Below are 11,047 nucleotides of genomic sequence, written 5' to 3'. Positions count from 1 at the left end.
TGAACCAGTGGTACGTACATAAATGTACCAGTTCCATATATCTGCACTTCATAGATACGTGCTGCTGTATCTGACCCCTGTGTAGGTTTCACAACTGACAGTTTCACATATCTCGCATTTACCGGTGCAAATGTATCCAAAGTATCTGCTAATGTATTTTTTGTAACCGATACAACAGATGTATATTCGGTTCCATCTGTACTTACAGAGATTGTATATGCTTTGGTGTTCATATCCGAACTTTCACCACCAGCCTCAGCGTGAGCTATTGCCACCTGGCTGACAGCTACCTCTTCTCCCAGATCAATGATCAGTTCATGAGGAGGCGTTCCTGTCGCACACCATTTTTTAGTCACGTCTCCATCTACTGCAAATGGAGGAGCTTCATTTTCATTTACATAAGCAGTTGCCTCTGTTGCTTTATCCTGAGACAGCAGCAACAATTCGCCATCTTTTTCAAGTTCTGAAGTTACAAACACAAGTCCCTCTACTGTCTTGGTATCTTCACCAGATGAGTTCTTTGCCGTAACTGTAACATCATAAACACCTTCTTTATCATAAGTAACGCTTACAGAATCACCTTCTGCGCTCTCTGAACTGGATCCCGGTAATGACCATGTGATTTCTTCTGTATTCTGTGAACAGGCAGCTGAAAACTTCACTGTGCTGCCAGGACCTATCAGTGTCTGAGAAGCTTTCAGGCCAGCCTTTGGCAGACTGTTATCCGGCCATTCCATAGATACAGAAACACCCTCTCCTTCTTTCAGAAATCTATTTACAGGTACCACTTTAAATTCAGACTTATTTGTTTCATCTGTGCGGGGCAGTGTATTGATATAGAAACATTCCGTATTGGATACCCCCAGAAGAGACTTACTATTATCCTGATTTATTCTGTAAATCTCATAATTGGATGTTTCTGAATCACTTTCCCAGGAAAGACGTACCCCTGCATACATAGCATCCTCATCAAATTCTGCATCATCCACTGTAAGATTTGTAATCTCGGCAATCTTTTCCTCTGCAGAATCAGCAATTGTAATATTTCCAAAATTGAATTGATAGAACGTACTCTGCTCTGTTGGCTTCAATTCATAAGAAATCGCTCTTATATTTTTCCCCGAATATTTGGAAATATCGAAATTAACAGCAGTCCACTGGTCACCTGCCTTATGATCTCCTTTAATTGTCTCCTGGCTTCCATCATCAAATAATAATATTGCATTCAGTTCCGTCTCTGTGTTAGCCATTACAGTGGTAGAGAAGTATGTAGTTTCTTCTACCGGTAAGTCTGCGCTGTAAAGATGAATTATAGAAGATTTTCCTTCTTCCATATTTCCATAAAGTTTCAGAGAATTACCACCATACCATGCATTTCCTACATCAAAAGCTGCTGTGAGCGCATTTCCTTCCCCATCGTCAATCATCCAACGATAAGTAGGCAGAACATCTCCAATGCTTCTGTTATTCCAATCGAGCTTAGAAATCTGTTCTCCTTCCTTAAAGAAACTATATCCGCTTCCTGTATTAAAATTCGTAACAAAAGGAACAGAAGTCAATACAGATTTTTCTATGGCAAATGCAGAAACTCCACGCCATTGCTCTGCTTTGGAATATTCCATTTTTTCTGACGGATCAGCTTTACTGTTTACCCAGATTGTATTTTCTTTCTGATGGAATTCATCTAATGTAGACGCCGATGCATAGGCCCAACTCGGACAGTAAATTCCAAGAGAAGTGTGTGTACTGTTTTCACCGGACTCAAATAAATCCCAACGAATCGGAGTATTATAGCCATTTGCCTGGATATCTATTCCCGCATAAACTTGATAAGGATCAATTCCCATAGTTTCCGCCTTTTCAGCAGATTGTTCCAGAAGTTTCTGATCCGCCAGTTCTTCTTCTGTCCACCAGAAATTTAAAAACATCTCATCGGCAACAGCATTTCCGTCTTCATCCTGCAAGAACATCTCATTCTGATCAGTAAGTGCATTCTGCCAGTCCATTTCACCATCGGCAGTCATGGAATCATAATAAATCACCCGAAGCTCCGGTGCCTTTTCCTTGAAGTATTTGATAAACGCCTGCATTTGATCCGCATAGTCCTTCGTTAAAGGCTGCTCCTCTGTTCCCTCTGTCTCCTGATTAATAAACCAGCCGTCAAACCCGTAGATTTTTGCAACCTCAATCAACTTATCCGCCAGTGGGAAGCTTCCGTCCTTCTCCTGACTCAGGAACGTATCCAGCCATTCCATTTTTCCACCAGCTACACCTTGTGGAAAAAATACAGTTCCTATTACCGGTACACCATTTTTATGTCCTAAATCTGTTACATCCGGACTTGGAGGAACAATCAATCCCTCTCCTGATGAACCGCCCCAATATACAAGTTCATCCACATATTGCCAGTATGTAAAAACATTGCAATTTGCAGAATTCAATCCATGAGGAGCATTACCACTGGTGCTGGAATTCATGATCGAAATCGCCATTACTCTTGTATCTTTGTTCTGCGTTTCATTTACCGGAGTAAGATATTCATAATCCACCCTCTTTGCCAATGGTATCTTACTGATATTGTAAATCAAATCCTGATCTTCTTCCGGATTCCATTCCAGCAACTCCTCCGGAAACCAATAAGAGGACTCCGGCTGTCGGTTCATTACCAGTTCCTTATTCTCATTTTCTTCCGTAACCTGATAGTTACTGGCCTTTTCTTCCTCAGAAATCACAGCCTCCTCTTTTTGACAGGCACAAAGATTCATGGTAAGCAGCGCTGCTACACTGATTGCAGAAGCTCTCCTTAAAAATTCTTTTCTTCGCATTCTTTTTCCTCCCCAATACTATTTTATTAATAAATAGTATACTGGAAAGTTCATTAAGAAAAACAGTGTAAAGATACTAGAATTTCTGTACAAATTTTATATTCCGTCAGTTCAATCAGGCAGATACTTTCCTTTTTCCTATTGAATAACTATTCAATCGCCCTAATCCCCATTTCATCTATTTTTTTAATTATCCAACATATTTTTTAACTGCTAAGAAAATCATCTTCAAATTCTCTCAAAACAGATCCAGCATACTGTCCAGATAGATTTTTTCTCTGACATGTATCTGGTATTCCGGTCTGGTCATGTAATAGAGCAGAAATTCCAGTATCAGAGCACTTCCGAGTCCTCTTCCTTCTATTTTAAAATTTGAAAATCCCATTGGCAGATAGATATCCCGGATATCATTGATTCCAATAAATCCCGGATTCTCCATAGCTTTTGAAAAAAGATAGCCTCTCGACCCGTCCGGTGCCTTGCAGTGATGCTCCGGGCAGTTTTCACCCAGATTCTTGCGGCTGACCGTTTCATAGCAGGCTTTTCTGTCCCTGCAGCCGAACCAGCAGCATTCATTGCAGAGAAATTCTACTTTGTCCTTCTCAGCCTGAGACAATGTATTTAACTTATCAAAAGCCTTGTTTAGCCGGAAATCCGGCACAACATAACGGAAATCTTTTCTCCTGATTTCTTCCTCAAGCTGTGTAAAATCTGTCAGAACCTTGGTAGTGGAGGAAACAAAATAGAGTCCCGGATACTGCTCCTTAATATATTCCAAGAGCAATTCTGAATAAATGATCACGCCGTTTTGCGGTTCTCTGTTTCTCTCAAACAACCGGCACAGTGCATTGCATTTTCTGTCTGAAAGGTGCTCCTGGCGAAGCAGGGAATTGCTGAAAGTCAGTCGGGCAGAAATCCCATATTCCTGCATCAGTTCAAGAACCTCCTCCGGGTCATTCTCTCCGAAGCCAGCCCTGCCTCCACCCCAGATACAGTCTGCCGGAGCACCATATATGGAGCCAATTTCACACCAGTCGTAAAAATATTCCCTGTGTTCCCGGAATAAAGGCAGGAACATCCGGTACAGCTCATAAAACTCAAACAGCCCGGGCAGGTGAAAATATGCTTTCTCCTTCATTAATTTTCCAGCACATCCTCTATGGTTTCCGAAGCATCCTCAAGAGCATCCAGGGCTTCGATCAGTTCATCTGCTTTTCCTGTATGTGTCTCCTCTTCTTCATACTCATCAATCAGTGCTGTCAGCTGATCTTTTATCTCTTCCAGACCTTCATAGATTTCCTTTAATTTTTCTTCCCTTTCCATTACGGATGAAAGCTTTACAACTTTAGACATTGCGATACCTCCCATATGCATTTTCTTTAGGAAAAATTATAACACTGCCCTCTTTTTATGTCTATATAATCTGAAGGCACTTGTGATACCCTTTTCCTCTGTGGTATTCTATAGATATGATCATTGCGTTACGCAAAATATAAAGTGGAGGATTTTTATGTTAGTTTGTGATTATATCGTAGAATCTATTGACGGTGACTATGCACATCTTCGCAGAACAGATCTGCCTGAAGAAGAGTTAAAACTCGTAGCACGGGCACTTCTGCCCTTTGAGATTACAGAAGGATGCAGATTACATTATGAAATGATGCAGTATAGTATCATTGACTGATTTGACAGTCTCCGCCTCACAGCCGTTACAAAAAGTTTACCAGAAAAGGCAGATAAGTGACTTTTTTATCCTTTATCTGCCTGTAACTTCATACACTCTCTGTAATATCATTTTTTCATCAGATACCCATATTTACGCATCTGCCCTCTTAACAGCTGCTCCACGCGTCTTATTACTTCCCTGGGATAATTTTCCGAATTCTTCTGTAAGTATATCTGAATATCTTTAAAGGTAAATTGGAAACCAATCTGAATGCCATACAGTTCTTCTGCTGCATCCAGCTGTATATCAAAATCAGAGCTAAATGGCTTCGCCTCAATTTTTTCCAGACAATATTCCAATGACTGATCAATAGGATAATCCTGATTTATGTCGGCAAACATACAAAGTCCCTGATCAAAAAAAGGACTCAGTTCATATTTCTGTGTTTTTTCATTATAAATGACCGCAATATTGTTGGTATGTCTGTCCTCATTCATGAAAAACGCATCTATTTCCAGCATTGCAGTCAGATACGCTCCAAAATTATCTATTTTAGTAATTTCTTCCACCTGAGTTACCAGGTACTGAATGCGTTCTGAAACATCCGCAAAATCTGAGAGCTTTACTGCCAGACTTTCACCTGTATATCGACGATACAATTTTTCCAACGGAATCAGAATCTGATTTGCTTTCAGAAAATCCAAACTGGAACAGCCCTGAAATATTTTCCCATTATACTCAATTACAGCTACTTCATACTCAACAAAAGGGAAAGGACAGGTACTCTTCTGCAAAAGGTCAGATACAAGAACTTCAGATAAACCTTCATATCCCATATAATCAGCCTTATACCACCTGTCATCAATTTTCCATTTGAGCTGATCTCCCTTGGAAGTATGACCGCTCTTATGCAAGGGAGAATATGCATCAAAATTGCGAATTTCCATTTTTGATCAGCCCTCCTTTTTTAGAATCATAATCCATTGATGATCATCTGACATGCGCCCCTGTGTTTTTTCAATAATTAATAACGGATCATAAAATGGAAGCCCCATCTCTCTCAGAATATCTTTCCTGTGATCGCGTGTTCTGGGAAAACAGCGTTCTTCCAGAAAATATTCAAAATCAGCCCAATCCGGATCAGTTACAACTCCAAATGCCCGGAAAATAATCTGATCTGTATAGTTTTTAATCTTAATTTTTTCATGCCTGAAATCAATATCTATCGTTGTACACAGATCATCATGATTCATGAAATTCATACGCATTTTCACATCCGGATCATCAGAAAAATTATAGGCTCGCTTTATCTGACTGTAAATCGTCTGACGGGAAACGTGATACTGTCTGGCAATATCTGTAATTTTTTCTCCCCGGTCCTGCAGTGCCAAAATATGTGCCAGCTGTTCTTCTGTAAACGAATTTTTCCTTCCGGTATTTTTTTTCTTTTCAGAAATAATGCTGTTATTCATATCAGCATTCAAGCATCTGTAATTGTCGGCATCTCTGGATATCTGCTTCAGTTCATGAATATCTGTTGTTCCAAAAATCTGCTGTATCTGATCTTGAAAGTTCATATTCACATCACCACCTAAAAAGACATTATGGAAACCACTTTCACATATAACAGTTTGTGTAATTGAGTATAGCATGGAGCAAAAAGAAGTGTCAAGAAATAGTTTCTTGACACTTCTTCACCCATATCTACTCAATATGATTATATGCTTTTTCTTATTTCCGCTCCAAAAATCCCTTGGTTTTCCCCATAACATCCTGGAGAATTTTCAGGTTTTCCAGTGTATCTGTTGTTTCCAGTGAATGGTTTGCATTTTCATAAGTATACATTGGCACCTGCTGTTTTTGAGAAAAAGCCTGTACTTCAGAAACAATACTCCATGGATCTGAAGTTCCGATAAAGGCAATGGCTTCTCTATGAGCAAAATTGTAGGTGTATTTCAATGGTGTGTATAGTATCTGCCGGCATCTGATGCTGTGTTTCTCTGCATATGCGGATGCTATGATCGTGCCTACGCTTTTTGCGACAAATAATATTTCATCATATTTGTCAAAGTCAACGGCAGAAAGACTTTTCTCCGCCTGTTCATAAAGGCTTTCGAATGCCTGCTGCATTTTTTCTTCATTTCCCCGGATATTTCCGCCATCATAAGTATAGCTTAATGCAATTGTTTCTTCATAGCCACATTCCTGCGCCAGCTTTCGTGAATAATATAAAAGCGGCTTGTCACAATGATACCCGATACCAGGGAAAAATACTGCTGCCTTCATGTTCTGCTCTCCATTTAATAACTGCTCTATCATTTTTCATCAGATTGCCAGAAGATTCTTGATTGCTTCCATATAAACCAGAACTGCCTCTTCCATGCCGGATACGAGGATAAATTCATCTGCACTATGGATACGATAATCGATTCCAGGTTTCTCAGGTCCAAATGCAATGATATTCTTAAGAGATTTTGCATAAGTTCCACCGCCGATCACCATCGGCTTGTTCTCTGTATCACCTGTTACATCTGTGTAAGCTTTGTATAAAGCATTTACAAGTGGGGATTCTCTTGGGAAGAATAAGGCATCACCAATTCCCAGAATCTCTATACGTCCATTCTCATCCTCAAGTCTGCTCTCACACATCCTGCGGACTTCATCTGATTTCAGTGTTACAGGTACTCTGATATCAATTGTACAGGAGATCACATCATTCTCTGTTTTGATCATACCGTTGCAAAGAGTAAGTTCGCCATTCTCATCTGCAAATTTTAGTCCAATGCCCTTACCATCGCAGGATGTGCCGATATGTGTATTATAGAATTCCACAAAATCGTCCTTAAATCCTGCTTTCTCGAGACATTCAAAAGTAACACCTATTGCATTGACCCCAAGAGTCGGAGTGCTGGCATGTGCCGGAACTCCCTTTGCATAAATACTGATCTGTCCCTTTTCCTCTGTTACCTTATATTCCTGAAGCTTTGTCTCTGCAAGTACAGCTTCCAGTCTCTCCTTCAGTCCTTCTTCGGCAGGAACAACTATTGTGGAGGAATCGCATACTGCGTTAAAGACAAACCCTCCATCTGCAGAGATGATTTTCGTGTTCTTGGAATAAGCCATCATCTGCAGAAGCCCCTTTTCGCCATGAATACATGGAAAACTGGCATCCGGGGTAAAGCCGCAGGATAATTCTTCTGCCACTTCATTATAATGTTCCATACATTTGGAACCTGTTTCCTCATTACATCCCATAATGAGACGTACTCTCTTGTTCAGCTTCACACCTGAATCGCGAAGAAGCTTCATTGCATAAAGAGCTTCCAGAACAGGTCCCTTATCATCTGTTGTTCCACGACCGTAAACATAATCACCCTCACGTGTCAGTTTAAACGGATCATAACTCCAGTCGCCGCCTACAGGTACAATATCCAGATGTCCGGCAATACCAACAATCTCATCACCCTCACCCATCTCTGCATAACCACAGTAATTGTCCAGATTGACTGTTTTAAATCCAAGCTCCTGTGCAATCTTAAGACCTTCTTCCAGTGCTTTGGCAGGTCCTTCTCCAAAAGGTTTCCCCTCTGCGGGAGTGCCAAGCTGAGAATCAATGGCAACCAGCCTTCCCAGATTGGTAAGCATCTCCTCTGTTAATCCATGAATCTGTTCTTTGATATCCATATTTTTGCACCTCCAGTTAAATACTTTCTCTATCTTTGAAATATCTTTATCACTATTTTCTCATTTTATCATATTCGGGCACAAAATAACAGCAGATTGCAGGAATGTTTTTTCAGACCCACTCTATGGCCAGATAAAATTGCAGTTTCCGGCCTCCAGACCGTCAATTAGAATGTTCTGGCCTGTACAGAAACGGTTTTTTACCGCCATAAAGTAAATCCACTCTGCTGCCTCTTCCACAGACATCCATCGTTTCAGAGGTGTGAGTTCCATGATCTGATCCCAGAGCTTTTCATCCTCCATCACCGGCCGGTTCAGTTCAGTCATAACCCCACCGAAATCCAGACTGTTGCATGTGGCCTGATAAGGAGCTATCCTCATAGCCACGTTTTTCGTGTAAGCAAGGACCCCTCCTTTACTTGCTGCATACTCCGGAAATTCAGAACCTGTATGCCCGCTTGCTGATCCGATCATAATAACAGAATAAATATTAGGATGAATGCCGTAATGTTCTGTAACAGAAATCGTCCCTTTCAGATTTACATCAATATCATCGCCATTCTGAACCCCTGCATTATTAATCAGAATATCTACCGGTCCGATTTCCGGATAAGAGCTTTTGTCTCTGATATCCAGACAGAAATGAGTATATTTCGGATGTTGGATCGAGGATATATTTTTATCAAACCCATAGACTTCATGATTTTCTTTCAGAAAAAATTCTGCACAGCCTTTCCCGATTCCGGATGCTGTACCTGTGATCAGGACTTTCATCAGGCAAAATTCTCCTTCATACTTTTACGCAGCGCTGTAATAAGAACTGCTGCTACTGCAATACACAGAACCCTGTCAATGTAATCTGTGATAAACTGAACCACAAAGCAGCTTCCTACCATTCCAAGAGGTGTTTTTGCCAGAAGCTGTACAAGAACGGTGGATCCGGAAGAAGTGATTCCTCCAAATAAAAACGCCGTAATACAGGAACTGATTATGGTAGATGGAAGTGTGATCACAAGAGCAGCCGGAAATATCTGCCACTTTTTCGGCTGGAATTTTCTGTACACCAGACCTGTCACAAAACCAAGAAGAATTCCTACCGGTGCATAATACAGGGAATAAATATCTACAGTCATTCCCATCAGCAGGCCGCTGAGCAGATTAGGAAGCATTCCATAAAAGGGTCCCAGAACAGCAGCCACAAATACGGTTCCGATACTGTCCAGATAAATAGGAAGTTTCAGAAATAAAGCAATCTGTCCTCCCACAAAATTAATGCAGATAGCAAAAGCGATCATACAGATCTTCTGTACACTTATTTTTTCAGTTTTCATTTTAAATCTCCTCGTATTAAATCTTGTAAAATATCCAGTTTTTCCGGTTCCTGATCAAGGATCCTTGAAAGAAACATCTGAAAGAATCCATACACATCTACCTCAGTCAGCACCCTCGCATTCGATGCTTTCCGATAGAAATTCATAGAGTCCACAACAGACTGCCCAAGAGAAATCCCCTCTGTTTCAATCTGTACATAGGAATCAAAGCCTTTGCAGAGTTCCGGATTGATAAAATATGCCACTGCCAGGGGATCATTGATCACACAGCCAATGATATGCTCCCATTCCCAGTGGAAATCAAAATAGAATTTCGTAATCTTCTTTACAAATTCCCCTGTTTCCTTGTTCAGACGGCACATATACTCCAGCAGATCAGGCGTGAGCACAATCTTTCTCGTCACATCCAGCCCCACCATATGGATTTTCTGGCCATTCTGATGGAGTGTCTCATATACCAGAGAAGCGCCGTCCGGGTCACACCAGTAATTGTATTCTGCAACAGGTGAACAGTTTCCATGACTTTTAAAGCTGCCGCCCATGGAAACAATCTCCTCAATACAGGAAAATGCTTCTTTATCCTTCTGGATCAGTCTGGCAAGATTGGTCATAGGTGCCAGTTCGATTATGGATACTTTCTCTTTTTTCAGCACATCAGCAAGAAAATCCACAGCACTGATCTGCTGCTGATAACCGATTACTTCCGGCAGAAAGCTTTCGCCAAGCCCGTCTTCTCCGTGAGTATCCAGAGCATTCACGTAATCCCGCCTTAAGGGAGTGCTTTCCCCAATGTATATGGGAACATCCAGACGATTCATCTGCTTCAGGATTTTCTTTGCATTTCCAAATCCCATCTCCACCGGTGAATTTCCGCACACAATGGTGATTCCGATCACTTCGATCTCCGGTGATTTCAGTGCAAGCATAATCGCAAGACTGTCATCAATCCCCGGATCACAATCAATAATTACTTTTCTTTTTTTCATTTAATTCCTTTCTGTCAAAGTAAGTTTTTTTATGTTATAGGAACATTACAGAGTAATTTCCTATAACATAAAAAATGCTTTTGTTTATCCCTCAAATAAACAAAAGCATCAGCAAACAGACCGCTTATGACAGCTCATAAGCGACCGCAATATTTTTTACTTTGCCTAGTTTTTTATACTGGGAGGGTTTCGAACCAGTTTCGGTGGTTATTTTAACACATATTTCCATGCCTGACAACAGTTAGTGCATACACCATTTAAGATTTGTGGCATATTCTAACAGCAGAAATCTCTTAAAGGAGTATCTGCATGAAAAATAAAAAATGGATTGCGCTGGCCGCTGCCGTTGTGCTTGCTGTGACTTCACTTCCTGTGACAGCATTTGCAGAGAAAAAAGACAGCACAGAGATAAGATGCTTACAAAAATCACTTTGAATAACTGCGCGTCGCATTCTCGTTACTTAGTGATGAGTTGATGAGTTAGAGTTGATGAGTTAGATGAGTTAGACGCGCAAATTTTTTACTCAAAGAAAGAACATATGTTTACTTCTGGTA

Annotated in this window: 12 protein-coding genes and 1 riboswitch; of the genes, 2 read left to right on the top strand and 10 right to left on the bottom strand. The window is 40.7% G+C overall.

Annotated elements, in window-relative coordinates:
- From AC075L_RS17995 to AC075L_RS17985, 3 genes are all read right to left on the bottom strand, one after another.
- Positions 1 to 2,825 (bottom strand): endo-beta-N-acetylglucosaminidase (locus AC075L_RS17995; protein ID WP_476387986.1); only part of this gene is annotated, 2,825 nt, incomplete at its 3' end.
- Positions 2,826 to 3,063: 238 nt separating this feature from the next.
- Positions 3,064 to 3,963, bottom strand: coding sequence for a hypothetical protein (locus AC075L_RS17990; RefSeq protein WP_118409334.1), 900 nt, complete (start codon positions 3,961 to 3,963; stop codon positions 3,064 to 3,066).
- Positions 3,963 to 4,178, bottom strand: a complete 216-nt coding sequence (locus AC075L_RS17985; RefSeq protein WP_022379879.1) for a hypothetical protein — start codon at positions 4,176 to 4,178, stop codon at positions 3,963 to 3,965. The genes AC075L_RS17990 and AC075L_RS17985 overlap by 1 nt, the downstream gene beginning before the upstream one ends.
- A gap of 157 nt (positions 4,179 to 4,335) precedes the next feature.
- On the opposite strand from AC075L_RS17985, the gene AC075L_RS17980 reads away from it, so the two are divergent.
- A complete protein-coding gene (locus AC075L_RS17980) occupies positions 4,336 to 4,509 on the top strand; it encodes a hypothetical protein (protein ID WP_019160770.1) in 174 nt (57 codons plus the stop codon).
- Between the two features lie 107 nt (positions 4,510 to 4,616).
- On the opposite strand, the gene AC075L_RS17975 is transcribed toward AC075L_RS17980, so the two are convergent.
- The 7 genes from AC075L_RS17975 to AC075L_RS17945 form a co-directional block, all read right to left on the bottom strand.
- Complete coding sequence (locus AC075L_RS17975; protein WP_118409335.1) at positions 4,617 to 5,438, bottom strand: HipA domain-containing protein; 822 nt, start codon at positions 5,436 to 5,438, stop codon at positions 4,617 to 4,619.
- 6 nt (positions 5,439 to 5,444) lie between these two features.
- Positions 5,445 to 6,068, bottom strand: coding sequence for a helix-turn-helix domain-containing protein (locus tag AC075L_RS17970; protein ID WP_022379881.1), 624 nt, complete (start codon positions 6,066 to 6,068; stop codon positions 5,445 to 5,447).
- Between the two features lie 154 nt (positions 6,069 to 6,222).
- Positions 6,223 to 6,777 carry an alpha/beta hydrolase gene (locus AC075L_RS17965; RefSeq protein ID WP_118340436.1) on the bottom strand — a complete coding sequence of 185 codons (555 nt, stop codon included), beginning with the start codon at positions 6,775 to 6,777 and terminating at the stop codon, positions 6,223 to 6,225.
- A gap of 39 nt (positions 6,778 to 6,816) precedes the next feature.
- A complete protein-coding gene (locus AC075L_RS17960) occupies positions 6,817 to 8,175 on the bottom strand; it encodes a M20 family metallopeptidase (RefSeq protein WP_118409336.1) in 1,359 nt (452 codons plus the stop codon).
- A 123-nt stretch (positions 8,176 to 8,298) separates the two neighbouring features.
- Positions 8,299 to 8,949, bottom strand: coding sequence for an SDR family NAD(P)-dependent oxidoreductase (locus tag AC075L_RS17955; protein WP_019160766.1), 651 nt, complete (start codon positions 8,947 to 8,949; stop codon positions 8,299 to 8,301).
- The gene (locus tag AC075L_RS17950; protein ID WP_008706068.1) at positions 8,949 to 9,506 is read right to left on the bottom strand and encodes an ECF transporter S component; all 558 of its coding nucleotides are present in this window, start codon (positions 9,504 to 9,506) and stop codon (positions 8,949 to 8,951) included. Before AC075L_RS17950 ends, AC075L_RS17955 begins: the two co-directional genes overlap by 1 nt.
- Positions 9,503 to 10,492, bottom strand: coding sequence for a nucleoside hydrolase (locus AC075L_RS17945; protein ID WP_118409337.1), 990 nt, complete (start codon positions 10,490 to 10,492; stop codon positions 9,503 to 9,505). Before AC075L_RS17945 ends, AC075L_RS17950 begins: the two co-directional genes overlap by 4 nt.
- A 159-nt stretch (positions 10,493 to 10,651) precedes the next feature.
- Positions 10,652 to 10,696, bottom strand: a riboswitch (PreQ1 riboswitch).
- A 105-nt stretch (positions 10,697 to 10,801) separates the two neighbouring features.
- On the opposite strand from AC075L_RS17945, the gene AC075L_RS17940 reads away from it, so the two are divergent.
- Positions 10,802 to 10,927, top strand: a complete 126-nt coding sequence (locus AC075L_RS17940; RefSeq protein WP_256281353.1) for a hypothetical protein — start codon at positions 10,802 to 10,804, stop codon at positions 10,925 to 10,927.
- The last annotated feature ends 120 nt before the right edge of the window (positions 10,928 to 11,047 follow it).

It is taken from the genome of Blautia sp. ZXY-1-B12 (assembly GCF_056339915.1).
This window is presented reverse-complemented; position numbering and strand designations above follow the sequence as displayed.

What these genes read in the sequence shown, in the direction of transcription:
- AC075L_RS17970 (WP_022379881.1), bottom strand. Translation starts at nt 6,068, where the DNA reads ATGAACTTTCAAGATCAGATACAGCAGATTTTTGGAACAACAGATATT.
- AC075L_RS17945 (WP_118409337.1), bottom strand. Translation starts at nt 10,492, where the DNA reads ATGAAAAAAAGAAAAGTAATTATTGATTGTGATCCGGGGATTGATGAC.
- AC075L_RS17965 (WP_118340436.1), bottom strand. Translation starts at nt 6,777, where the DNA reads ATGAAGGCAGCAGTATTTTTCCCTGGTATCGGGTATCATTGTGACAAG.
- AC075L_RS17955 (WP_019160766.1), bottom strand. Translation starts at nt 8,949, where the DNA reads ATGAAAGTCCTGATCACAGGTACAGCATCCGGAATCGGGAAAGGCTGT.
- AC075L_RS17980 (WP_019160770.1), top strand. Translation starts at nt 4,336, where the DNA reads ATGTTAGTTTGTGATTATATCGTAGAATCTATTGACGGTGACTATGCA.
- AC075L_RS17950 (WP_008706068.1), bottom strand. Translation starts at nt 9,506, where the DNA reads ATGAAAACTGAAAAAATAAGTGTACAGAAGATCTGTATGATCGCTTTT.
- AC075L_RS17975 (WP_118409335.1), bottom strand. Translation starts at nt 5,438, where the DNA reads ATGGAAATTCGCAATTTTGATGCATATTCTCCCTTGCATAAGAGCGGT.
- AC075L_RS17990 (WP_118409334.1), bottom strand. Translation starts at nt 3,963, where the DNA reads ATGAAGGAGAAAGCATATTTTCACCTGCCCGGGCTGTTTGAGTTTTAT.
- AC075L_RS17985 (WP_022379879.1), bottom strand. Translation starts at nt 4,178, where the DNA reads ATGTCTAAAGTTGTAAAGCTTTCATCCGTAATGGAAAGGGAAGAAAAA.
- AC075L_RS17940 (WP_256281353.1), top strand. Translation starts at nt 10,802, where the DNA reads ATGAAAAATAAAAAATGGATTGCGCTGGCCGCTGCCGTTGTGCTTGCT.
- AC075L_RS17960 (WP_118409336.1), bottom strand. Translation starts at nt 8,175, where the DNA reads ATGGATATCAAAGAACAGATTCATGGATTAACAGAGGAGATGCTTACC.